A 23,914-nucleotide genomic window follows, 5' to 3' on the forward strand; every position below is an offset into this window, starting at 1 on the left:
AGTATCGGCACTCACCGTCATGTGCCTCGGTTTAGATCAGGGCAAACGTCATCATCTCGTTCGCTTCCCATTGTTTCCACCGGGCCGGGGAGGGAACAATGGTGAAATGACGAGCAGCGAACCACTGAGGCCGTCCCACGAGGCCACGCCACCGACCCCTCCGGTGCCCCCACCTCCGGCGCCCGCGGCCCCCACCTCCGCAAGCGCGGTCAACGAGGTCAAGTTCACCCGTGCCGCGGCGCTGTGGTCCTCGCTGATCGTCGGGCTGCTGATCCTGACGATCCTGCTGATCTTCATCGCTCAGAACACCGATTCGACGCCGTTCGCGTTTCTGGGCTGGCACTGGTCGCTGCCATTGGGGGTCGCGATCCTGATGGCGGCGGTGGCCGGCGGCATAGTGACCGTTCTGGCCGGCGTCACGCGGATCTTCCAGCTGCGCCGTGCTGCCAAGAAGAATCTGAAGGCAGCCCGGCAGAATTAGCCGGGCGGCATCGCCTCAGCCCATCCGATATGTCCTTTGAAGCCAAGCTTTTTCGCTTCGATACGGTACCGGTTTCGCAAGTCTGCGTAGGCGGTTGCATCGCCGCGAGCCCGAGCCAGCAACGCGCGCAGCCGCAGTAGCCAGATCTCGTGCATCACCAGACCCGCACCGGCTGGCGCGGCGTCCAACCGCTCGATCGCTGCGGCGGCTTCCGCCACGTCGCCGTCCGACCCGCGATCCAGCAGCGTCTCCACCAGAACACCCGTGGCGGGCATGCCCCATGTCAGCAGCTGACCCTCGCCGACCAGTTGGTCGATGGCGGCGCGTATCAGCGGTATGGCCTCGTCGAGATCTCCACTCCGGGCGCGCTCGCGCGCCCAGTAAACGCCGACGAGCGGCAGGTCACCCAAGTGCCGTCCCCGGTGCGGAAAGGCTTCGCTCAGCTCGGCCAGCAGCTTCTGTCCGCGATCACGCTCCACAGCCGTTGGGCAGTGCACCAACGCATATCCCAACGCCATCTGGGCATTCGACAACGCGAGGTCATCACCGGATCGTTCGGCAACATGTAGGGAGTCCGAAATATCGTGCATCGCGCGATCGTCGGGCCGGAGCACGCCGTGCGGTATCCCTACGAAGTAGACGTACGTGACGACCGTGGCGTACGAAGCGGGGTCCGCGTTTCGGGCCAGGGCCACGGCCTGCTCGATGTCGTCGTTCCATCCGGGACGACCGAGGTGGTAGCGAGCCATCGCACGGGTCGCGAAGGCACGCGCCAACGGAGACCCGACGATGAAGTTACCTGCCAACGGGTCACCGTCGGCGAGGTCGATCACTCGCCGTGACCACCGCAGAACGTTATCCCAGTCGCCGCTTTGAAACGCTACGTAGATCGCCGCGAAAGACAACGCCACCGTCAACGTTGGATCGCCGATCGACTCGATGAGGGCCATGGCATCCGATGCAAGACGCGATGCATCACGCATCCGACCGTGGAACGCGTGATCGATTATCAGCCCGGCCATGGCGATCGCCAGCGACCGCTTGTCTCCGGAGGTGACGCATAACCGTCGCAGTTCCTCGAACCTGTCCCCAGTAACATTGGCGTGGACGCGAAAGGCGATGCCGCACAACATGGTACGCGGGGCGATCCGCATGGCCGCCCGGTTGGGGTCACCAACGGGCAAAGCGTCGGCGATCTTCCTGGCGCGCTCCCAACTCAACTGCGCAGCACCGATGTCGCGGTTGGTCGCCCATGTCGCGGCCCGCATGTGCCAGCTGTAAGCGGCGTGAACACCGCCGGCAGCCTCCAGGTGTTCGGCGATCAACGCTGCATTGTCTTCCGCCGCTGCCGGGTCGCGTGACTCGATTGCGGCCGCGACCCGCCGGTGCAGTTCGGCGCGATCCGATTTGAGCTGTGATCCATAGGCGACCGTGCGAATCAGCGGGTGGTGGAACACAAACTCGTGTTGTCCGGTAGGCCCGATCTGATCGATGAACTCGCCACTCAGCAGGTCATGAACGGCAGGATCGATGCCCAGCGTTTCAAGGAGGTCCCGGCTGAAATTCGTGCCGATGACGGCGGCTGCACCCAGCGTGCGCTTGGCCGCCGAGTCAAGCCGGTCGATGCGGGCGCCGATGGTCGCCTGCAAGGTCGCCGGCACACTGACCTGGGCAGCATCGGCGGTCACCTCGTAGGCGCCGCGGTCGCCCCGCAGCACACCGCGCTCGGCCAGGTCGCGCACTATCTCCTCGGCAAAGAATGGGTTTCCGGCGGCCTTCTCGGAGATCACAGTGACCGCTGCCGGGACCGAGGAGTTCGGTCCAAGCAGCCCCGAAACCAGCGCTGTAGTCTCCGAATCATTCAGTGGCACAAGCGGTATGGTCTGGGCATCGGCCACCCGGGCCAACGCACCCCGGTATTCGGGCCGGTAGGTGATCAACACCAGCGATGGTGTCTGCGCGATCACCGCCACAAACTCAGCCAGCATCGACTCGCTGACCTCGTCAATCCAGTGCGCGTCTTCGATGACATAGAGCGCAGGGGTGCGGCGGGTCAACGAGGTGGCATTGACCAGCGCAGTCAATCGGCGCCGCCGCGCATCCGGGTCGATTGTCGGCCGAGCAACGTCGGGATCGGCGATACCTAACAAGTCATCGACAAGCAACGCATCCTCGGGGTTTACATCCATCAACCGTGAACGCACTCGCGCTCGTGCAGCCGTGGCATCCAGGCCGGTCACCCCGAAGGCCGCCCGCAGTAGCCGGGCCACGACTTGGAAGGGAACGTCGCTGGCGTGCGATTCGCAATAGGCGCTGAACACTTGCACCCCGCGCGCGGCACCGATGGCGGCCAGCTCGCGCACCACACGGCTCTTGCCGATGCCGGGTGGCCCCACCACGCCCACCACCGCGCCATGGCCATCGACCGCACGGTTCAACAGACTCGCGACGGCGGAGAGCTCCCGTCCACGACCGACAAGACTCGATTGGGCACGCCCAGGTCTGAGCCGCTGATCTACCATGCCCAGCAGACGGCGGCCCACCACCGGTTTATCGGTCCCCTTGATATGAACCAGCTCGGGCTCGTCCAGCGCCGTGAAGTCATCAACGAGTCGAGCTGTCGGAGCGCTGAGCATCACCCCGCCCGGCGGCGCCACCGACTCCATTCGCTGTGCCAAGCCGACCTGCTCGCCAATGGTGGTGTAACTCGGACTGCTGGAACCGACGTCACCGGCGATCACCTGGCCAGAGTTCAGGCCCACCCGCAGCCACAGGTCCACGCCGTCGCGATTGAGGACCTCAGCCGCGAGCCGCTTTGTTTCCTGCTGCAGACCCAAGGCCGCCAGGCATGCTCGAACAGCGTGGTCTTCCAACATGATTGGTGCACCAAACACCGCCATGATGCCGTCACCTGTGAACTGACTCAGCGTTCCGCCGTAGCGATTCACCACCGCTGTAGAACGGTCCAGCAGTTCCGACATGATCTCGCGCAGGCGCTCCGCACCGACAGCCGCTGCGATGTCCATCGAATGGACCACATCGGCGAACAGCACTGTCACCTGCTTGTACTCCGCCGATCGGCTAACTTGCGTGACCGACGATCCGCACTGGTTACAGAACCTGGAGTTCGGTGGAAGCTCGGTGCCGCACGACCCGCACAACAGTCCCGCTGCTGATGCAGCACCGCGACCATCCCCCGCGCCCACGTCAGTATCCTGTCACCGCTGGTCAGCGGTGTCCGTCATATGGCTACTTCATCGGCGAATTAGCCGAACGTCTCCAGGCCGCGGCTGATCAGCACGGCCACGGCCTCTCCGGCGCGGTCGTCGCTGTCGGCGGCATCGGCGGACATTCGCCGCCGGAAGTCGATGCCGGCCACGATGATCGCCAGCTTGAAATAGCCGAGAGCCATGTGGAAGTTCCAATGTGCCAACGGGTTTCCGGAGGCCGCCGCGTAGCGCTGCGCCATGTCATCCGCCGATGGCATCTGCGGCGCCGTCCAAGACTTCTGCTCTTGGGTGATCAGGTCCAGCATCGGGTCCCGTTGCACGCACATCACCGCAACGTCGGCCAGTGGGTCACCGAGGGTGGACATTTCCCAATCCAGCACGGCCCGAACGATTGTCGGATCGTCTGGATCGATGATCGTATTGTCGATCCGGTAGTCGCCGTGCACGATCGAGCTACGACTCTCCGCGGGCACCGCGTCGGCCAGCTTGGTGTGCAACCGCTCGACATCGCCGTCGCGCGGGTCCTCGGGCAGCCGCACGTGTTGCCACTGTGAACCCCAGCGCCGCACCTGCCGCTCCAAATATCCGGCGGGCTTGCCGAAGTCGCTCAGGCCGACGGCGTCGGGGTCGACCTCATGGAGGTCGACGAGCACGCGGATGAGGCTGTCGACGCAGTCGCTGACGACAGTGGCATCGCCGAGCGCGTCCAGTTCGGCACGCGTGCGAACCACGTTCCCCGCCACGAATTCCACCATCTGGAACGGCGCACCGCCGACAGAGTCGTCGTCACGCATGGTGACGGCGGGCGCGACCGGTACCGGGCTGCCGGCCAGCGCGGCCACCACCCGATATTCGCGAGCCATGTCGTGTGCCGACGGGGTGAGTCCATGCAGCGGCGGGCGACGCAGTACCCACTTGGAAGCGTCGTCGAAGATGAGGAAGGTCAGGTTGGACCGACCGCCGGAGATGAATTCCGCCTGCAGCTCGCCGCTGCGCGGGATGCCTGCCGATCGCAGATGCTGATCCAGTGCTGCGAGGTCGAGCCCGTCCAGAGAAGTCACCAGCTATGTATAGCTAATAGCGTTGGTTGCGCGGCAAGAGATCCCAAACATGTTCGGTGGTGTTGACCGCCGCCACCGTGCCGAACCCGCTGCGGGCGTACAGCAGGCGGGTGATCGACACGTAGTCGATAGGGAACGACAGCAAGCGTTTGGTTCCCAACAATTCGTGCAGGATCACGTTGATCACCCCGCCGTGGCTGAAAACGGCCACGGTCTCGTCGTGGTCGGCGGCCGCGACGATATCGCTCAGCGCGGCACCGACCCGTCCGCGGAATTCTGCCTCGTCGACACTGCTGGGCAGCCGGCCGTCCGCCATCCGCGCCCACTCCTCGGGCCGCTCCTTTCGCACCTGCTCGATCGGCACGTAGTGGGACAGGCCGCGGTCGTATTCGGCCAGTCGGTCGTCGATGTCGACGCTGAGGCCGGTGGCCTTGGCGACTGGCTCCGCGGTCTGGAGCGCGCGACGCTGCGGGCTGCTGATCAACCGGGCAAGCGGGAACCGAGCCAGCGCGTCGGGCAGCCGCCTGGCTTGCTCCCAGCCCGACTCGGACAGTTCGGGATCGGCGCCTTCGCCCGCCTCGGTCCGATGTGGCAGGGCATGCCTGACAAGCAGCAGTTGCATGGGTGAAGTGATCCTTTCACGCGCCGAGCGTGGGGGTTATCGCGAAATTGTCGACCGTTCTCAACGATATCCCGCACGCTCGGCGGTCAGAATCGTCGTATACGCGCTACCGCGCCTTGACCGGCGGCGCGTACGCGGGGCGGCCGAGACCGAGGATCTGCTGGGCGATCATATTGCGGAAGATCTCCAGGGTTCCGCCGTAAATGCCGGTGGGCGAAGCCAATCGGAAGATGTACTCGGCTCCGCCGTCGTCCATTGCGCCCGTGGTGCCGACGGGCAGGCTGGCCGCCGTGCCGAGAATGTCCATCAATTCCGGTGCGATGTCGCGCATCGTCTGCGCGATCGACACCCGACCGGACATCGCCGGCGCGCTCAACGCCACCTCCAGCCGGGACGCCGCGCGCCCCAGCCGGTAGGCCACCGCGTCGTCGTCCACCCGTGCCACGGCAGCGACCCGATCGACGGCCTCGGCCGTGAGCAGGATGTGCTCGGTCATCGTCGCCAGCTTCTGCAATCCCTCGTTGTCGCGCTCGATGGTGCCGTGCTCGGCGTTGAGTGCATCCCGCAACACCGTCCAGCCGCCGTTGACCGCGCCCACGCGGTACTTGTCGTCGACGCGGACGTCGCTGTAATAGGTGATGTTCGTGCGGTCTCCGTCGACGGTGCGGATCCCCTGGATCTCTATTCCGGGCGAATTCAACGGAACCAGGAACATCGTCAGGCTCTTGTGCTTGGGCGCCTGCGGGTCGGTGTTGGTGATCAGGAAGACGTACTGTGCGTTGTGGGCGTTCGACGTGAACATCTTGGAGCCGTTGATGACCCACGTTGACCCGTCGCCGTCGCGGACCGCCCGCGTCTTGCACGTCGCGACGTCGGAGCCGCCGTCGGGTTCGGTGTAGCCCAGGCAGAGCCGGCGATGACCAGAAAGCACGGCCGGCATGAGTTCGGCCACCAGATCCGGGTCGGCGAACTTGCCCACCGCCTTCGCCACCATCATCGTGGTAGGCCAGTGAAACCACGGGGCATGCGCGCGGCCGAGCTCCAGCTCCCAGATCCTGCGCTGCACCGCCGTGAAGCCGCCGTCGGCCTCGTCGTAGAAGTCCCTGGCCAGATACCCGCATTCGGCGAGCGCCAGATGCAAGCCCTCGTGGAAGTTCTCACCGGTCTGCCGATCGTGCTCAATGACCTCGGCGGTCACCAGCTCGGCCAGATCCGCCCGCACCTGACGCTGGAACTCTTCATCTTCGCGGGAGAGCTCAACCTGGGAGAAGTCCACCAACCGCTCCGTCCTACCTCGGTGATTGCAGTCAGAAGTGACATTACTGGGCGTTGTTGTAAAGCTCCGCGAGGACCTCGTCGGTGTGCTCACCGAGCTTCGGGGCGGCCGACCGCGGTGCCCACGGGGTGCCGTGGAAATCGGCCGGTGTGGCGATCATCGGTCCGCCGTCGGGGACGTCCACCAGGCCGCCCGCGGCGTGGAACTGCTCGTCACCGAGCACGTCCTCCATCGAATTGACCGGGGACCAGAACAGGTCGGGCTCGTTGTCGAATGCCTCGGCCCATTCGGCCAGCGTCTTCGTCGCGAAGATCTCGTCCAGTGTCGCGATGAGGTCCCGGGAATTGATCGCTCGGTCCCTGGCGGTGGCGAACCGGTTGTCGCTCAACCACTCCGGGCGCCCCACCGCCCGGCACAGCGACGGCCAGTGCCGGTCGGCCTCCAGCCCGACGATCCAGAGTCGCCGCCCGTCGGCGGTCAGGTAGTTGTTCATGCACGGGTTGAACATCGTCTCGCGCTGACCGATCGCGATGGGCCTGCCGGTCAGCAGGAAGGTATTCAGATCGAAGCTCACGGTGTAAGCACCCTGGCGATACAGCGATGTGGTGACGAGCTGTCCCTCACCGGTTCGGGCGCGCGCGACCAGCGCCGCGTTGATCGCCGCGGCTAGCGTCATCCCGGTCATGTGGTCGCCCATGCCACCGCGCTGAAACGGCGGGCTGTCGCCGGGGCGCGTGAGCAGGTCGGCCACCCCGGAGCGGGCCCAGAACGCGGCAACGTCGTAGGCCGGGCGGTTGGCTTCGGGTCCGGTTTCGCCGTATCCCGTGATCAGCCCGTACACCAGACGGGGATTTAGTGCGGCGACCGCCGGATAGTCCAAGTCGAGCCGGCCGAGGGCATCGGGACGGACATTGGTGACGAAAACATCTGCGCCCGCCAGCAATTGGCGTGCCGTCGCGAGGCCGCCGTCGGTGGTCAGGTCGAGCACGATGCTGCGCTTGGACCGATTGTCCATTTCGAACGGCGGGTTGATGTCGTCGTCGAGGCCCAGCATCCTGCCGAACATGCGGCCGGGGTCGCCGGTCGGCGGCTCGATCTTGACGACGTCGGCGCCCCAGTCCGCCAGGATTCCCCCGGCGGCCGGTCCGGCGACCCAGACGCCGAGCTCGACAACTCTGATGCCTTTCAGCGGTCCGGCCATCGCCGCCCCTTTCGCTACGCGTCTGCCAAAGGCTAGTGGCTCAACGCGCGGAGAATGCTATTCTCCAGACAGAGAGTGAGGAGCTCCATGACGAGAACGGAAAGTCCCGCCGATCTGGACACCGCGGTACTCGGCCGATGGCTGGACACCCAGGACGCCCCGGGCCAGGGCGAGGAGCCCATCGCTGAGGTCCTCAAGGGCGGGTCACAGAACGTGCTCTACCGGATCAACCGCGGTGGCAAGCGCATGGTGCTGCGGATGCCCGGCCCCCGCGCGGACGAACGCCGTCTGAACGAACTGCTCCGCGAGATCCGCCTGGAACGCGCACTGAAGGGCACCGACGTGCCGCACGCCGAGTTGATCGCCGCCGACGAAAGCGGTGAAGTTCTGGGCAAGCCGTTCTATCTGATGAAAGAGGTCGACGGCTGGAGCCCGATGGAGGGCGGGTGGGAGTCCCCGTTCGACACCGACCTCGACGCCCGTCGCGAACTGGCCTTCCAGCTGATCGAGGGTGCGGCGAAGCTGGGCCGGGTGGACTGGAAGGCCCAGGGGCTTGAGGGGTTCGGAAAGCCGGACGGCTTCCACGACCGACAGGTGGATCGCTGGTTGTCGTTCCTGGCATCTTTCAAAGTGCGTGAACTGCCCGGCCTGGACGTCGCGTCGGAGTGGTTGCGCAACAACCGGCCCGCGCACTACACCCCGGGAATCATGCACGGGGACTACCAGTTCGCCAATGTCATGTACGCCCACGGGGCACCCGGACGGCTCGCCGCGATCGTCGACTGGGAGATGACCACCATCGGCGACCCGCTGCTCGACGTCGCGTGGGCGCTGCTCGGTTACGACGGGGAGCACCCGAAGGAGACCGGCTTCTACCTGCCGATGGACGGTATGCCCACCCGCAGTGAGCTGTTGGCGCATTACGAGAAGATCAGCGGGCTGTCGACCGAGAACATCCACTACTACCTGGTGCTGGCCAACTGGAAGCTGGGCATCGTCTTGGAGAAGACGTACGCCGCGGCGGTCAACGGTGGCAAGGCCGACCCGAAAGTGGTCGAGGCGTTCGGGGCGATGGTGCCCGATCTGATCGCCACCGCGGCACGGTTGGCGCAATCCGGCGAGGCGGCCTGAAATGGGTTACGCCGATGAGTTGTTCGATCTGACCGGTCGCGTAGTGCTGGTCACCGGCGGCAGCCGCGGCCTGGGCCGCGAGATGGCGATGGCGGCCGCGCGGTGCGGCGCAGACGTGATCATCGCCAGCCGCAAATTCGACTCCTGCGTGGCCACCGCCAAGGAGATCGAAGCCGAAACCGGCTGCACCGCAATGCCTTACGGCGTTCACGTCGGACGATGGGACGAGCTCGACGGGTTGGTGCAGGCGGTTTACGACCGGTTCGGCAAGCTCGACGTGCTGGTGAACAACGCCGGCATGTCACCGACCTACGACAAGCTCACCAACGTCAGCGAGAAGCTGTTCGACGCGGTGATGAACCTGAATCTGAAGGGGCCATTCCGGCTTTCGGCTCTGGTCGGTGAACGCATGGTCGCCGACGGGGGCGGGGTGATTATCAACGTCAGCACTCATGGTTCGTTGCGACCGCACCCGTCGTTCATTCCCTACGCGGCGTCGAAGGCCGGGCTGAACGCGATGACCGAGGGTCTGGCGGCGGCATTCGGGCCGACGGTGCGGGTCAACACGCTGATGCCAGGTCCGTTCCTCACCGACATCAGCAAGGCCTGGGACTTCGGTGTGGAGAATCCGTTCGGCAGACACGCCCTTCAACGCGCGGGCGAGCCAGCCGAAATCATCGGCGCCGCATTGTTCTTGATGTCCGACGCATCCAGCTTCACTACCGGCTCGATCATTCGCGCCGACGGTGGCATCCCCTAAGGAGTCAACAATGGCCTGGGACTTTTCCACCGAACCGGAATTCGAGGAGAAGCTCGAGTGGATCCGGAACTTCGTCCGCGACGAGATCGAACCACTCGAAGTGATATTTCCCAGTTGCGAGTTCCTGCCGCTGAACGAGGAGCGCCGCAGGATCGTCGACCCGCTCAAGCAGAAGGTCCGCGACCAGGGCTTGTGGGCACCACACCTCGGACCCGAGCTGGGTGGCCAGGGTTTCGGGGCGGTCAAGCTCACGCTGATCAACGAAATCCTAGGCCGCGCAACGTGGTCGTCGATCATCTTCGGGACGCAGGCGCCCGATACCGGTAACGCCGAGATCCTCGCCCGGTTCGGCACCGAGGAGCAGAAGCAGCAGTACTTGACCGGGCTGCTGTCCGGGGAGATCTTCTCAACCTTCTCGATGACCGAACCGCAGGGCGGGTCCGATCCTCGGGTCTTCACCACCCGTGCGGTACGCGATGGTGACGACTGGGTGATCAATGGCCGCAAGTACTGGTCGTCGAACGCTTCGGTGGCGTCGTTCTTCATCGTCGTCGCGATCACTGATCCGGATGTGCCGGTGCACACGGGGGCGTCGACGTTCCTGGTCCCGGCCGACACCCCCGGGGTGAACATCGAGGCGACGCATCACCTGGTCGGCTCGTACTCCCACGATCCCGGCCACTCACTGGTCCACTACGACAACGTGCGGGTGCCGGCGTCGGCGATGCTCGGCGACGAGGGCCACGGCTTCCACGTCGCCCAGTCCCGGCTGGCCGGCGGGCGGCTCCATCACGCCATGCGCTCCATCGGCGTGGCCCAGCGGGCGATCGACGCGATGGCCCGGCGCGCGAAAAGCCGATTCACACAGGGAAGTCTGCTGGCCGACAAGCAGCTGATCCAGGAGATGGTCGCCGACTCCTTCGTCGAGCTGACCCAGTTCCGGCTGATGGTGTTGTATGCCGCCTGGCTGGTCGACACCGGTGGCGAGCGGGCCGCGCGGGAGGCAATCGCCGCCTGCAAGATCCAGACCGCCAGTGTGCTGAAGTCCATCGGCCTTCGGGCGATCCAAGTACACGGCGGCCTCGGCCTGACCGACCAGATGCCGTTGACCAGCGTCCTGATGGGCGGGATCACGCTGGGGCTGGCCGACGGACCGACCGAGGCGCACAAGGTCAACCTGGCCCGGCAGATCCTCAAGGGCTACGAGCCGGACGACCCGGTCTGGCCCAGCGAGTTCCTGCCCAACCGGATCGAGCGAGCGCGGGAGAAGTACGGCCATCTGATCGATCGCATTCCCGCGCTGCCTGTTTCGCCGTGACCAGCAGAGCCGCGGCCGCCGTCGTGCGCGCCCTCGACGACCGTCAGCGGGAGGCCACCGAGGAGGTCGAGCGCATCCTGGCTGCCGCCGTGCGCGAGATGCAGCGGGTCTCCCCCGATGCCCCGCGGGTCAGCGACATCGTCGCTGCGGCCGGGGTGTCCAACAAGGCCTTCTACCGGTATTTCGCCGGTAAGGACGATCTGATGCTGGCCGTCATGGAACGCGGTGTCGGCCTTGTGGTCTCGTATCTCGAGCATCAGATGACCAAGGAGAGTACGCCGGTCGGCAAGATCACCCGCTGGATCAGCGGGGCGCTGGCCCAGGTGGCCGACCCCGAGTTGATCGGAATGAGCCGAGCCCTGGTGGGGCAGATGTCGGATTCGGACAAGCGTCGCATGGGCGAGGAGGAGACAATGGCCGCGATGCGTGAGCTGCTCGTCGATCCGATCCGCGAACTGGGCAGTACCGATCCCCAGCGTGACGCTGACGCGGTGTTCGTGTGTACCGTCGGCACGATGCGTCGCTATGTGGACTCCACCGACCAGCCAGGTCGCAAGGACATCAGCCACCTCGTCGGCTTCTGCCTGCGTGGTCTCGGTGTACCGGAGGCGATGAGCTGATGCGCGCCGTCGTCTGCCGCGAGTACGGCGCGCCAGAGAATCTGGTCCTTGACGAACTGCCCGACCCCACAGCGGGTCCCGGTCAGGTGGTGGTCAAGGTGCACGCCGCCGCGGTCAACTACCCAGACGTGCTTCTGATCGGCGGCAAGTACCAGATCAAGGTGCCACCGCCGTTCAGCCCGGGCAGCGAGATGGCCGGTGAGGTGCTGTCCGTCGGCGACGGCGTCGACTACCGGCCAGGGGATCGAGTGTCAGCGACGACATTCGTCGGCGCCTTCGCCGAGCAAGCCGTGGTGGACGCCCGCGGTCTGACCCGCATCCCCGACGGGGTCGATTACGCCGATGCCGCGGCGTTCGGCGTCACCAACCGCACCGCCTACTACACCCTGCGCACCGTCGCCCCGGTCGAACCCGGCGACTGGGTTGTGGTCCTCGGCGCCGGCGGTGGGGTCGGCCTGGCGGCCGTCGACATCGCAGTCCTGTTCGGTGCCAAGGTGATTGCCGCTGCGTCGAGTCCGGAGAAGCTCGAGGTGTGCCGCGCCCGCGGCGCCACGGAAGTCATCGACTACGACCGGGAAGACCTCAAGAGCCGGCTCAAGGAGATCACCGGCGAGCGTGGCACGCAGGTGGTTCTCGACCCGGTCGGCGGCCGCTACTCCGAGCCGGCGCTGCGCAGTTTGGGCCGCGGCGGGAAGTTCATCACGCTGGGCTATGCCGCCGGCTCCATCCCGGCGATCCCATTGAACCTCGTCATGCTCAAGGGAATCACCGTGCAAGGCATGGAGATCCGGACGTTCGCTTCGGACTACCCGGACCAGATTGCCCGCGACGACGCCGAGATCGCGCAGCTGTTCGCCGAGGGCAAGCTCCGCCCCTACATCGGCGCGCGATTCCCGCTCGACGAGGCGGCCACCGCGCTGCGCTATATCGCCGACCGCAAGGCGATCGGCAAGGTCGTCATCGACGTCGCCTGACTCACGCGAGCAGACGCAGAATCGCATATTTTGACCACACTTCGTGCGATTCTGCGTCTGCTCGCGGGGAAAGGGGAGAGGGGAAAGGGGAAAGCGGTCTAGGGCGTGATGATGTTGAAGCTCGGGTCCGGCCGATCCAGCGCACCCAGCAGTGTCTGCAACGCTTGCGGGTCGCCGGTGATCTCCATACCCGGAGATGTGAAATCCCCCGCGGAGACCGCCAATAGCCGCAATTTGGTCGCGAACCGGACGGTAGCGGTCGCCGTCGACTCGTCGGCCGGGCACTGGCGGTAGACCAGCACACCGTTGCGCAGGGTGAGCCGATAGTTGGTGCCGAGGTCGCCGAAGGACAAATCGAGTGCGATGTCGACATCCCAGGCCCGCGGGCCGTTCACGCTGATCGCCAGCACGTCGAACATCTGCTCCGGAGTGAGCTGAGCGAGCAGTGTCGTCGGTGACACCGAGGTGGGGGTGCCGAAGTTGCCGTCGCGCAATTCGGTCGCTCCGGACAGGAAGAAGTTGCGCCATGTTGCGCATTCAGCTCCATACGCCAGCTGCTCGAGGGTGTCGGCGTACAGCTCCCGAGCACCGGCATGATTCTCGTCGGTGAATATCACGTGGTCGAGAAGAGTTGCAGCCCAACGGTAATCACCGGACTCAGCGGCGGCGCGAGCCAGCTCGACCACTCGGTCGGCGCCGCCCATCGCTTCGACGTAGCGCGGCCCGATCGCCTCCGGCGGATGCGCCCACAGCCGCGCCGGGTTGCCGTCGAACCAGCCCATGTACCGCTGATAGACCGCTTTGACGTTGTGGCTGACCGATCCGTAGTAGCCGTGCGCGTGCCACGCCTTCTGCAGCGCGGGCGGCATCTGAAAATTCTCGGCGATCTCGATGCCGGTGTAGCCCTGGTTGAGCTGGCGCAGCGTCTGGTCGTGCAGGTAGGCATAGAGGTCGCGCTGCAGAGATAGGAATTCGACGATGTTGTCCTGCCCCCACGTCGGCCAGTGGTGCGAGGCGAACACCACGTCGGTGCGGTCGGCGAACGTGTCGATCGCCTCGGTCAGGTAGCCCGCCCAGCCGTGCGGGTCGCGAACCAGAGCACCGCGCAACGTCAGCAGGTTGTGCAGGTTGTGCGTCGCGTTCTCCGCCATGCACAGGGCCCGGAATTTCGGGAAGTAGAAGTGCATCTCGGCAGGTGCCTCGGTGCCCGGCGCCATCTGGAATTCGATCTCGATGCCGTCGATGGTGTGCTTCTCACCGGTGGTGGTGATGTCGACGGTCGGCACGATGATCGCGACCTCACCGGTCGACGGTGTCTGCCCGAGCCCGCAGCCGACCTGCCCCTGCGGCCCGCGGTCGAGGACCGCGCCGTACATGTAGCCGGCCCGGCGGGCCATCGCGGTCCCGGCGTAAACGTTCTCCTGCACCGCGTGTTCAGTGAAGCCCTCGGGCGCGAGCACAGCGACCTTGCCGGCGTCGACGTCGGCCTGCGTGGTCACCCCGAGGACACCGCCGAAGTGGTCGACGTGCGAATGCGTGTAGATCACTGCGACGACGGGGCGGTCACCGCGATGCGCGCGATAGAGCGCGAGGGCGGCCGCGGCGGTTTCGGTGGAGACCAGCGGGTCGATCACCACGATCCCGGTGTCGCCCTCGATGAAGCTGATGTTGGACAGGTCCAGGCCGCGGACCTGGTAGATGCCCTCGACGACCTCGTACAGACCCTGCTTGGTGGCCAGCATGCTCTGTCGCCACAGACTGGGGTGGACCGATGTCGGTGCGTCCCCGTCGATGAATCCATAGGCGTCGTTGTCCCACACCACCCGTCCGTCGGCGGCTTTCACCACGCACGGCGTCATCGCGGCGATGAAGCCGCGGTCGGCATCGGCGAAGTCAGCGGTGTCCTCGAACGGCAGGGACTTCAGGTGCTCGGCATGTGCGGCCTCGATGACCGCGGACGGCGGCTTGCTTGTCATACCGCCATCTTCGCTCAGAGCGGTGAACTCAGGCCCAGAATCCGTTCAGCGGTTGGGCGTACTTGTCGTTGTTGGTCATCGGGGACAGTCCGAAGGCGTCCTCGATGGTGCGCAACGTGCTGTAGTGGTCGTAATGATCGGTGACGACGAAGGCACCGCTCTTCATGCCGGCGTCGCTGATCGCCTTGGGCGACGGAATCACCACTGTGACAACATGGTTGCCCTCGTTGCCGAAGCCCAGCGTGATGTTGTTGTTGTCCTCGTCGAACGTGACGATAAGCGCCGACTTGGTGTTCTTCCAGACGTCAGAATTGATGATCGTCGGCACATTGTCCGCCAAGAACTGGTCGAGCGCGGAGACGTTGTACTGATGGCGCGGATCGATCTGCGACAACGCGAAGCGCGCCACCCCTTCCAAGGTGTTGACCGGCCCCTCGCCGTTGGAATCCTCGTCCGCGGCGAACCATACGAAGTTCGGGATGGTCCCCGCCTGGAGATCGGCGGACATCTTCGTCAGCGGGAACATGTGCGCGGCCGCGTAGGCCTGGTTGTCACCGATTCCGGCGAAGGCCGGCCATGGTGTCTGGTCCGGCGAGTAGTCCGCAGTGGCCTGCAACGGCTGCCCGAGCGTCATGCCCTGCGCATAGGCCGCCCACGTCACACCGGCATGGTCCATCGTGAAGGCGAGGTTGTTCGGGTCGTTGATGCACACCGACGCACAGTTGTAGGTCTTGCCGTAGACCTGTCCACCGGCGATCGCGTAGTAGTTCGGCAGGCTGGGATGGGTCACCGCGTAATAGTTGTTGGCGAGCCCGTAGGCATTGATCAAGCTGTTGAGGAACGGCGCGTTGGGACTCCCGACGATGTCGTCGTAGCCCTTGTTCTCCATGTAGACCAGGAACACGTGGTCGAGCGCCTGGACATCGGACAACGGCGGCGCCGGATCAGGCGGTGCGGATTGGGCCGTGCCGATGCTGAACGACAGGTTGTCGGCGTAGGCGTTGTTGTATCGGGCGGTGAAGCCGATCACCACCGGATTGAGGTCGTGCATGGTCAGGGTCACGACGGCGGTACGTGTGTCGACCGGAAGGGTACCGATGGCGGTCCGTTGCTGGAATCCGGTCTGCCCCCAACGTTCCAGGTTGGAGACCGGCCCGATCGTTGCACCACCGAGGTAGAGCTTGTTCTCGTCGAGGAACTCGACTTTCACGGTGGCAAAAGACGGATCCAACAGGTAGCCGCCCAGATAGCCGCTGAGGTTGAATGGCACGCCGCCGCTGTCGATATCGGTCTTCGAAGCGCTGAGGTCCACCGTCTGCGAGAGTGCCGACGTGGCCACATCACCGCCACCGAAGAACTGGTTACCGCCGCCGGGCGGTGCCGCGTTCACGCCGGGGAACGACACGATGGCGGGAAGATTCGGCCACGCGAAGCTCAGGCCCACCGGCCACGCATTGCGCAGCTCACCGTACTGAACCACCGTCGGAGTGCCGCTCGCCGTCCACCCGGGCACGCTGACCGTGCTGTTCCCGTATCCGGCTGGATCGCCGAGCTCGGCGCCCGGATTCGTCAGGAGGTTGGGGCCCGTGGCGGGGACTGCGGTGGTGGTCACCGCACCCGCCTTTCCGATGCCGGTGATGCGCCGCAGCTCGTCGCCCAGATAGGCCAGCATCGACGAGAGTGGCGGTGGCGGCGGCGGCAGCGTGCCCCCCGGCAATGAGCGCGGGCTTGTGGCGATCGGATGAACCGACGCGGCGCGCACGGCCGGAGCCGAAAGTTGCTGTGGTTTACCCGCTTTCGCTGACGACGGGGCCGTCGACAAGTTGGGCGCCACACGGTTTGATCTGGCCACCGACGCCGGCTTGGGGTTCGCCGCCGCCGCTGTGCTTCCTGAAGCAGTCGAGGTGTTCGACGGCTGGGCGTCTGCCACAGGCGCCGTGCTGGCCAACCAGGAACCGATTCCGAGGGCTACTGCGAGTGCCCCAACCCTGCCGATATGTGCTGCGCTGCCCATGACCCGTACTCCCGCCGCCCGATACATCAGGATGGTACGAAGTATGGGCCCTGCGCGGACCGTAATTGACGAGTTAGTTCGGCATGTTCAGGTCGTAGACCTCCGTGCCGCCGATGTCCTGGGCAGTGAAGTGCTGCTGAACCCACTTCGTGATCTGCGTACCGGGGCCCGAGTCGCCGCCGGGGCCACCGTGATGGCCGCCGCCGGGACCACTGCCGACGATGAAGTAGTGGACCTGTCCCGTGGCGACGTAGTTCTGGAACTGCTCCAGAGTGGGCGCGTTGTCACCGCCGCTGAAGCCCCCGATCGACATGATCGACTTGCCGGTCGCGAGTTCCAGCGGGCTGGTGCTCATCGACCCGATAGTCGCTGCGGCCCAACGGTTGTCGGCCTGAGTGAGCATCGTCTTGAGTTCGGTGTTATCGGACGCCTGCTGGCCGCCAGGACCACCCGGGCCGCCGAAACCCATACCCCCGTCCGCGCGAGCCGGTCCCGATGTCGGAATCGGTCCGGTGTGGCTGCCCGCCACGGTCTCGACGGTGTAGGCGGCTGTGGCACCGAGCCCGAAGAGTAGACCCGCCGCCGCCAGCGTGGCCGTCCAACGCCCGAGGCGATGTCCGCCCGCCACAAACACCGCGGTGACCGCGATCGAGCCGGCCAACACCACCCAGCGCAGCCACGGAAGCCATTCTGGTGTGCGGTCAAGAAGGATGAAGTTCCACACTCCGGTGGTCACCAATATCGCCCCGAGTACGACCCGCGATGACACAAACTGCTTGCCGCGCCATAGTTCTCGAACGCTGATGCCGATCACGGCGGCGATCGCCGGTGCCAGGGCGATGGTGTAGTAGGGGTGCATGATCCCCTTCATGAAGCTGAAGACCGCTGCGGTGACCAGTAACCAGCCTCCCCACAGCAGCAGGGCCGCCCGGGTGCGGTCGGTGCGCGGCGCCCGGCGGGTGAACCACAAGCCGGCAACCAGGCCGATCAGTGCGGCAGGCAGCAGCCAGCTGATTTCGGTGCCCATCGAGGTGTCGAACATCCTGGCTATGCCGGTGGACCCACCAAACATCCCGCCACCGGGACCGCCGCCCTCGCCGGCGCCGGAGCTCGAGCTCCCGCCCGGATTTCCGTCGCCGCCGAACACCCGGCCCAGGCCGTTGTAACCCAGCGCCAGCTGAAGCAGGCTGTTGTCGGTGGACCCGCCGATGTAGGGGCGAGAGTCGCTGGGCCACAGGCTGACCAGTGCCAGGTACCACCCGGCGGAGAGCACGATTGCGATCAATCCGACGGCAATATGATGCAGCCGCAGCCAGACACTGCCAGGAACCGCGACCAACACCACCAGCGCGAAGGCCGGCGTGACGAGCAGGGCCTGCAGGAGCTTGGCCAGGAACGCGAATCCAATGGCCACACCGGCCAGGGCGATCCAGCGAGTGGCGTTGGCGTCCAGCGCGCGGACCACGCAGTAGGCGGCCACCACCATCAGCAGGACGAGAAGCGCGTCGGGATTGTTGAAGCGGAACATCAACGCCGCCACGGGCGTGAGCGCCAGCACCGCACCCGCCAACAGGCCGGCGCCGTAGCCACTGACGCGCCGTACCGCGCCATAAATCAGCGCTACGGAGGCAACACCCATCAGGGCCTGCGGCACCAGCATGGACAGCGTGCCGAATCCAAAGACCCGCCCGGACAATGCCATCACCCACAGCGCAGCCGGTGGCTTGTCCACCGTGATCGCGTTGCCCGCGTCGAGGGACCCGAACAGCAACGCCTTCCAGCTCTGGGTGCCGGCCTGCACGGCGGCCGCGTAGTAATCGTTGGCCCACCCGGCGGCGTCGAGTCCCCACAGGTAGAGCACGGCGGTGACCGCGAGGAGCAGCCCCAGCGCGGGGCGCACCCAACGCGGCCGCAGCGAGCTCGGCTGTTCGTGGGGCTGAATGTCCGTCGGCCTTTCTGTGAACTCGGCGAGCACGGTCATCACTTTCCTCCAACAGTCTGGCCGGTGCGCCGGGGGTGGAAGACCCAGCCGCGCAACAGCACGAAGCGAACGACGGTAGCCATCAGGTTGGCCGCGATCAGCACCAGGAGTTCGACGGCGCGGTGCGGTTCGCCCATCATGTGCAGCAGCGCCAGTGCGCCGCTGGTCAGGCCCAACCCGATACCGAAGACCACGAATCCCTCGAATTGATGGCGTGCCACGCCGCTGCGGCCGCGGACTCCGAAGGTGAACCGCCGGTTGGCGGCGGTGTTGGCGATCGCGGTCACCAGCAGCGCGACGAGGTTGGCGCCCTGGGCGCCGATCGGGCGCAACAGCAGGAACAACAGCAGATAGGCCAGTGTGGAGCCGATGCCGATGGCCGCGAACCGCACGCCCTGGTTCAGCAGTGACTTCGGCGCACCAGCCCGGCTGCCGAACTGGGCACCGATCGCCTTCACCGGAATCTGCCCAGTACCGAAACCCTTGAGCAAGCGCGCAATTCCCTTCAGATCGGCGATGGCGGTCGCCACGATGTCAACACGGCTGTCGGGATCGTCGATCCAGTCGACGGGGACTTCGTGGATACGCAGTCCACTGCGTTCGGCGAGGACCAACAGCTCGGTGTCGAAGAACCAGCCGGTGTCCTCGACGTACGGCAGCAGCTCCGCGGCGACATCGGAGCGGATTGCCTTGAACCCGCACTGGGCGTCACTGAACTTGGCGGACAACGTCGAACGCAGGATCAGGTTGTAGCACCGCGAGATGACCTCCCGCTTGGCTCCACGCACTACTCGCGAGCCGCGGCTCAGTCGCGTCCCGATGGCCAGATCCGAATGTCCCGACACCAGCGGTGCCACCAGCGGCGCCAGCGCGGCCAGATCCGTCGAAAGGTCGACGTCCATGTAGGCCAGCACCGGTGCATCTGAGGTTGACCACACCGCGTGCAGCGCCCGTCCGCGGCCCTTCTGCTCCAGGCGTACCGTGCGCACCTCGGGCAGTTCCTCGGCCAGCCCGGCGGCCACCGAGGCAGTGCCGTCGATGCTGGCGTTGTCGGCGATCGTGATGCGGAACGAGAACGGGAAGTCCTCGCGCAGGTGGCGGTGCAGCCGGTGGACCGAGTCGGCCAGTACGGCCTGCTCGTTGTACACCGGCACGACGACATCGAGCACCGGCACACCGCGGTCGGCGGCGATCAGTGCGGCATTGCGTCGGCGTGCCACGGGGACGTCGGTGATGGTCATGCTTTGATAGTCGGCCGTGGCGGTGAGGGCTCAATTTGTGTTTGCTATGCGGCAGCTGTGAATCCCGACGACAGGTCGTAGACGGTGACGCTGTCGACCTCGCGGGGCGTGAAATTCGCACTCACCCAACGCTGAACCTGCTCGGCCGCGTCACTGCCAGACCGGTTGCCGAACATGAATCCGGGCATGTCAGCGCGGATGAACCAGTGGATGCGACGCTGGCTGACGTAGGCCTGGAACTGCTCGAGGGTCGGAGCGGGATCGGTGCCGTTGAAGCCGCCGACGGCCATCACCGGCAGGCCGGTCGCAAGCTGATATCCGGCGGCATTGCTCGAACCGACGACGGCGGCGGCCCAGGTGAATTGGCCGGCGTCTTGGCGCAACGACGCCGTCAGCGCCGCGCCCGGTCGAGGCGCGTCGAACATCCCGCCCGGCGGCCCGCCCTGCCCGCTCGATGGCCCGACCGACGGGATGGCACCGCTATGGGGCGCCGCGACGGTAGCCAACGAGAACGCGACCGGGCCGGCCAGCGCGGCTACCACGGCCACCGTCCCCACCGCGATACCGACCCGCCGCGGCAGGCGCACCACCACAAGCAACAGGAGGGCGCAGCCGATCGCGGTGACCACCACGGCCACCCGAAGCCACGGCATCCACGGCGAATCTCGCTGCAGCAAAAGGTAAGCCAGCACGCCGGTGATGACAGCCATGCCGGAAAGCGTGGTTGCGGCGCGGATATCGGTGCGGTACCGCCACAGCAGTGCCGTCCCGATCGCCAGGCCGCCGCCGATTGCCGGGGCCAGCGCCACGGTGTAGTACGGGTGCAGAATGCCGTTGGCGAAGCTGAAGACCACCGCGGTGAGGACCAGCCAGCCGCTCCACAACAGCAGCGCAGCCCGGGTGATGTCGGTACGCGGCGCGCGGCGGGTGATCACCAACCCCGCCACGATCGCGATGACCGCTGCGGGCAGCAGCCAGGCGATGTGGGTGCCCATCTCGGCACCGAACAGCCGTGCCCAGCCGACATCGGAGTTCATGTTACCCAGCCCGCCGGTCTCCGCACCGGTGATACGCCCAAGGCCGTTGTAGCCCAACGTCAATTCGACGATCGAATTATGTTGCGAACCACCGATATACGGCCGCGCTGCCGGCGGCCACAGCGCGACCAGCAGCAGATACCACCCACCGGACACCACCAGTGCGCCCACGGCCGCCGCCAGCCGAACGAACCGCGTCCGCAACGGCGCGTCGGCAGCGATCAGGAACACCGCGCCCAAGGCAGGCAACACCAGGAAGGCTTGCATCATCTTGGCCAGGAAGCCGACCCCGACCGCCACTCCCGCCAGCGGCATCCACCACCACGCGGCGCCGTCGTCTAGTGCGCGCAGTGTGGCATAAGCGCTCACGACCAGCGAAAGGACCAGTAGCGCATCGGGATTGTTGAACCGGAACATCAGCGCCGCCGCCGGGGTGAGGGCCAGCACCGCCCCGGCCAACAGTCCGGCCCAGGGCCCGCTGACGCGGCGTACCGCGGCGTAGAGCACCGCAACCGCGGTCACACCGAACAGCGCCTGCGGCACCAGGATGCTCCAGGGATTGACCCCGAACATGCGAGCTGACAGGCCGGTCACCCACAGTGCGGCAGGGGTTTTGTCGACGGTGATCGCATTGGCTGCGTCGCTGGACCCGAACAGCCACGCCGTCCAGTTCTCGGCGCCGGCCTGCGCAGCCGCCGAATAGAACGGATTCGCCCAGCCGCTCGCGCCCAGGTTCCACATGTACAGCACGGCTGTGACTGCCAGCAGCACGCAGGCAGCGCCATAGTGCTTGCGACGAATCATGTCTGGGCCGACCTGGGCAGCCGCACCGTGAATTCGGTCAGGCCCGGCACGCTGTTCAACTCGATGCTGCCGCCGTGGGCGCGCACCACCGCGGACGCGATCGCCAGGCCAAGCCCGGTCGAGCCACCCTTACGGGATCGCGACGTGTCCCCGCGCGCGAATCGCTCGAACACCTCGGACTGCAGCTCCGCAGGGATGCCCGGACCGTCGTCGACCACCCGCAACACCGCGGCGTCGGGCTCCGCGTGCAGCGACAACGTGACCGTCGTTCCGGGCGGGGTGTGCGTGCGGGCGTTCGCCAGCAGGTTGGCCACCACCTGGTGCAGTCGCGCGTCGTCGCCGGTGACATACAGCGGATCCGATGGCACGTCGAGGTTCCACTCGTGGTCGGGTCCGGCGATGTGCGCATCGCTGGCGACGTCGGCCGACAGCCGGGAAAGGTCGACCGGCTCGCGTTCGAGCGGGCGACCGGAGTCCAACCGCGCCAGCAGCAGCAAGTCCTCGACCAAGTTGGTCATGCGCTCGGCCTCGGACTCCACCCGGCCCATCGCGTGTGCTACGTCGTCGGGTACCTGGTCCCGTTTGCGTTGTGCCAGTTCGGTATAGCCGCGGATGGCGGCAAGCGGGGTACGTAGCTCATGGCTGGCGTCGGCGACGAATTGGCGCACCCGGCTCTCGCTGGCCTGCCGCGTCGACAGTGCGGTCGAGATGTGGTCGAGCATCCGGTTCAAGGCGAGCCCCAGGCGGCCCACCTCGGTATAGGGATTCGCGTCGGCTTCGCGCACGCGCACCGGCAGCTCCACTTCGCCGCGGTCCAACGGCAGGTTCGCCACCTCGCCCGCGGTGGCCACGACCCGGGTAAGCGGCGCCAGCGCTCGACGGTTGATCAGGATGCCGACGGTGGTGGCCACCGCCAGCGCGGCCGCCGTGACCACCGCGAACGTCAATGCCACCCGCAACAACGTCGCGTTGAGATTGCCCAAACTCAGGCCGATCACCAGAGTCTCACCGGTCAGCCTGCTCCGAACCGCGATCACCCGGTAGTCGCCCAGTTCGTCGAGGTGGCGCGTCACCGGCCGGCGTTGTTCCGCGTTCTGCGTCAGTTCGGCGATGGCGCCGGGCGGTACCTGCACGCGCACGCCGCCCGGACCGAGCATGCCGGCGTCGCTGGGGGTGCCGTTGGTGAGGACGGCAGCGACCATTCCGATCGGCTGCCCGGGAGCGTCCAGGAACTGCGGCCCGGGCCCCGGCCGCGGCCACGGCGGCCGGTTCTCGCGCAACGACGGCGGGAGCGGCGGAGGCGGTGGTTCACCGTAGATGATGGCCGAACGGTGGGCGGTCTCGCGCAGCTGACTGTCGACTTCGCCGATCAGATACTGGTGCAGTGCAAGGATTGTCACCGCGCCGATGCCTAGGCAGACGACCAGCAGCAGGCACAGCTGACCGATCAGCAGCCGCGCACTGAGAGACCGGGTGTTAGCTCGCAGGTTTGAGAACATAACCCGCGCCGCGCAACGTGTGGATCATCGGATCGCGGCCGCTGTCGATCTTCTTGCGCAGGTATGAGATGTACAGCTCGACGATGTTGGACCGACCGCCGAAGTCATAGCTCCAAACCCGGTCCAGGATCTGAGCTTTCGACAGCACCCGCTTGGGGTTGCGCATGAGGAAGCGGAGCAGTTCGAACTCGGTGGATGTCAGCGAGACCGGTTCACCGGCTCGGGTCACCTCGTGGCTGTCCTCGTCGAGCACCAGATCGCCGACGACGATCTGTGCGCCACTGTCCTCGGTGGTCACGCCGGTACGACGCAGTAAGGCCCGCAGCCGCAGCACGACCTCCTCGATGGAGAACGGCTTGGTGACATAGTCATCGCCGCCGGCGGTCAGCCCGGCGATGCGATCTTCCAATGCGTCTTTGGCGGTCAACAGCAGCACCGGCAGTTGGGGGTTCTGTTCGCGCAGCTTGCGCAGCACGTCCAAGCCGCTCATGTCGGGCAGCATGATGTCGAGGACCACCGCATCCGGACGTGCGCTGCGGGCGGCGGCGATCGCCGACGCGCCGTCCGCGGCGGTGGCGATGGTCCAGCCCTCGTAGCGCAGCGCCATCGACACCATCTCGGCCAGCACGGTTTCGTCGTCCACCACCAGCACCGTGATCGGGTTTCCGTCGGCCCGGCGCATCACCAC

18 protein-coding genes are annotated in these 23,914 nt (G+C 66.2%); 6 read left to right on the top strand and 12 right to left on the bottom strand.

What is annotated here, in order from left to right; all coding sequences use genetic code 11:
- The first annotated feature begins 106 nt into the window (after positions 1-106).
- Complete coding sequence (locus tag AB431_RS27735; RefSeq protein WP_047332655.1) at positions 107-481, top strand: lipopolysaccharide assembly LapA domain-containing protein; 375 nt, start codon at positions 107-109, stop codon at positions 479-481.
- Here the strand turns inward: AB431_RS27735 and AB431_RS27740 are convergent.
- The 5 genes from AB431_RS27740 to AB431_RS27760 all read right to left on the bottom strand — a co-directional run bounded on the left by AB431_RS27740 (position 478) and on the right by AB431_RS27760 (position 7,871).
- A complete protein-coding gene (locus tag AB431_RS27740; RefSeq protein ID WP_047333864.1) occupies positions 478-3,642 on the bottom strand; it encodes an adenylate/guanylate cyclase domain-containing protein in 3,165 nt (1,054 codons plus the stop codon). The two genes, AB431_RS27735 and AB431_RS27740, sit on opposite strands and share 4 nt — an antisense overlap.
- A 104-nt stretch (positions 3,643-3,746) precedes the next feature.
- Positions 3,747-4,772, bottom strand: a complete 1,026-nt coding sequence (locus tag AB431_RS27745; protein ID WP_047332656.1) for a phosphotransferase family protein — start codon at positions 4,770-4,772, stop codon at positions 3,747-3,749.
- A 13-nt stretch (positions 4,773-4,785) separates the two neighbouring features.
- Positions 4,786-5,394, bottom strand: coding sequence for a histidine phosphatase family protein (locus AB431_RS27750; RefSeq protein WP_047332657.1), 609 nt, complete (start codon positions 5,392-5,394; stop codon positions 4,786-4,788).
- A 106-nt stretch (positions 5,395-5,500) separates the two neighbouring features.
- On the bottom strand, positions 5,501-6,670 hold the full coding sequence (locus tag AB431_RS27755) for an acyl-CoA dehydrogenase family protein (protein WP_047332658.1): 1,170 nt from the start codon (positions 6,668-6,670) through the stop codon (positions 5,501-5,503).
- Positions 6,671-6,713: 43 nt separating this feature from the next.
- Positions 6,714-7,871: a CaiB/BaiF CoA-transferase family protein gene (locus AB431_RS27760; protein WP_047332659.1), complete on the bottom strand. Its 1,158-nt coding sequence runs from the start codon at positions 7,869-7,871 to the stop codon at positions 6,714-6,716.
- 87 nt (positions 7,872-7,958) lie between these two features.
- Between AB431_RS27760 and AB431_RS27765 the strand changes: the two genes are divergently transcribed.
- Genes AB431_RS27765 through AB431_RS27785 form a run of 5 tightly spaced genes read left to right on the top strand, consistent with a single transcriptional unit; the run spans position 7,959 to position 12,674 of the window.
- A complete protein-coding gene (locus AB431_RS27765; protein ID WP_047332660.1) occupies positions 7,959-9,002 on the top strand; it encodes a phosphotransferase family protein in 1,044 nt (347 codons plus the stop codon).
- Between the two features lies 1 nt (position 9,003).
- Entirely contained in the window at positions 9,004-9,762 is a 759-nt protein-coding gene (locus AB431_RS27770; protein ID WP_047332661.1) for an SDR family NAD(P)-dependent oxidoreductase, read from the top strand.
- Positions 9,763-9,772: 10 nt separating this feature from the next.
- Complete coding sequence (locus AB431_RS27775) at positions 9,773-11,080, top strand: acyl-CoA dehydrogenase family protein (protein WP_047332662.1); 1,308 nt, start codon at positions 9,773-9,775, stop codon at positions 11,078-11,080.
- A complete protein-coding gene (locus AB431_RS27780) occupies positions 11,077-11,700 on the top strand; it encodes a TetR/AcrR family transcriptional regulator (RefSeq protein ID WP_047332663.1) in 624 nt (207 codons plus the stop codon). The genes AB431_RS27775 and AB431_RS27780 overlap by 4 nt, the downstream gene beginning before the upstream one ends.
- On the top strand, positions 11,700-12,674 hold the full coding sequence (locus tag AB431_RS27785; RefSeq protein WP_047332664.1) for an NADPH:quinone oxidoreductase family protein: 975 nt from the start codon (positions 11,700-11,702) through the stop codon (positions 12,672-12,674). Before AB431_RS27780 ends, AB431_RS27785 begins: the two co-directional genes overlap by 1 nt.
- Before the next feature lie 98 nt (positions 12,675-12,772).
- Here the strand turns inward: AB431_RS27785 and AB431_RS27790 are convergent, their stop codons facing one another.
- From AB431_RS27790 to AB431_RS27820, 7 genes are all read right to left on the bottom strand, one after another.
- A complete protein-coding gene (locus AB431_RS27790; protein ID WP_047332665.1) occupies positions 12,773-14,650 on the bottom strand; it encodes an alkyl/aryl-sulfatase in 1,878 nt (625 codons plus the stop codon).
- 28 nt (positions 14,651-14,678) lie between these two features.
- Complete coding sequence (locus AB431_RS27795) at positions 14,679-16,412, bottom strand: alkaline phosphatase family protein (protein WP_052960417.1); 1,734 nt, start codon at positions 16,410-16,412, stop codon at positions 14,679-14,681.
- 325 nt (positions 16,413-16,737) lie between these two features.
- Positions 16,738-18,645, bottom strand: coding sequence for a glycosyltransferase family 39 protein (locus AB431_RS27800; protein WP_047332666.1), 1,908 nt, complete (start codon positions 18,643-18,645; stop codon positions 16,738-16,740).
- The gene (locus AB431_RS27805; RefSeq protein ID WP_047332667.1) at positions 18,645-19,886 is read right to left on the bottom strand and encodes a bifunctional glycosyltransferase family 2/GtrA family protein; all 1,242 of its coding nucleotides are present in this window, start codon (positions 19,884-19,886) and stop codon (positions 18,645-18,647) included. Before AB431_RS27805 ends, AB431_RS27800 begins: the two co-directional genes overlap by 1 nt.
- Before the next feature lie 44 nt (positions 19,887-19,930).
- Complete coding sequence (locus tag AB431_RS27810; protein WP_047332668.1) at positions 19,931-21,727, bottom strand: glycosyltransferase family 39 protein; 1,797 nt, start codon at positions 21,725-21,727, stop codon at positions 19,931-19,933.
- A complete protein-coding gene (locus AB431_RS27815; protein ID WP_047332669.1) occupies positions 21,724-23,226 on the bottom strand; it encodes a cell wall metabolism sensor histidine kinase WalK in 1,503 nt (500 codons plus the stop codon). The genes AB431_RS27810 and AB431_RS27815 overlap by 4 nt, the downstream gene beginning before the upstream one ends.
- Entirely contained in the window at positions 23,204-23,908 is a 705-nt protein-coding gene (locus tag AB431_RS27820; protein ID WP_047333866.1) for a response regulator transcription factor, read from the bottom strand. The genes AB431_RS27815 and AB431_RS27820 overlap by 23 nt, the downstream gene beginning before the upstream one ends.
- Positions 23,909-23,914: the final 6 nt, after the last annotated feature.

It is taken from the genome of Mycobacterium sp. EPa45 (genome assembly GCF_001021385.1).
Lineage (GTDB): Bacteria > Actinomycetota > Actinomycetes > Mycobacteriales > Mycobacteriaceae > Mycobacterium.

Bases quoted from the DNA above. Each gene is read 5' to 3' on its own strand.
- AB431_RS27775 (WP_047332662.1), top strand. From the start codon at position 9,773: ATGGCCTGGGACTTTTCCACCGAACCGGAATTCGAGGAGAAGCTCGAG.
- AB431_RS27765 (WP_047332660.1), top strand. From the start codon at position 7,959: ATGACGAGAACGGAAAGTCCCGCCGATCTGGACACCGCGGTACTCGGC.
- AB431_RS27790 (WP_047332665.1), bottom strand. From the start codon at position 14,650: ATGACAAGCAAGCCGCCGTCCGCGGTCATCGAGGCCGCACATGCCGAG.
- AB431_RS27770 (WP_047332661.1), top strand. From the start codon at position 9,004: ATGGGTTACGCCGATGAGTTGTTCGATCTGACCGGTCGCGTAGTGCTG.
- AB431_RS27810 (WP_047332668.1), bottom strand. From the start codon at position 21,727: ATGATTCGTCGCAAGCACTATGGCGCTGCCTGCGTGCTGCTGGCAGTC.
- AB431_RS27820 (WP_047333866.1), bottom strand. From the start codon at position 23,908: ATGCGCCGGGCCGACGGAAACCCGATCACGGTGCTGGTGGTGGACGAC.
- AB431_RS27735 (WP_047332655.1), top strand. From the start codon at position 107: ATGACGAGCAGCGAACCACTGAGGCCGTCCCACGAGGCCACGCCACCG.
- AB431_RS27785 (WP_047332664.1), top strand. From the start codon at position 11,700: ATGCGCGCCGTCGTCTGCCGCGAGTACGGCGCGCCAGAGAATCTGGTC.
- AB431_RS27805 (WP_047332667.1), bottom strand. From the start codon at position 19,886: ATGACCATCACCGACGTCCCCGTGGCACGCCGACGCAATGCCGCACTG.
- AB431_RS27750 (WP_047332657.1), bottom strand. From the start codon at position 5,394: ATGCAACTGCTGCTTGTCAGGCATGCCCTGCCACATCGGACCGAGGCG.
- AB431_RS27760 (WP_047332659.1), bottom strand. From the start codon at position 7,871: ATGGCCGGACCGCTGAAAGGCATCAGAGTTGTCGAGCTCGGCGTCTGG.
- AB431_RS27815 (WP_047332669.1), bottom strand. From the start codon at position 23,226: ATGTTCTCAAACCTGCGAGCTAACACCCGGTCTCTCAGTGCGCGGCTG.
- AB431_RS27800 (WP_047332666.1), bottom strand. From the start codon at position 18,645: ATGACCGTGCTCGCCGAGTTCACAGAAAGGCCGACGGACATTCAGCCC.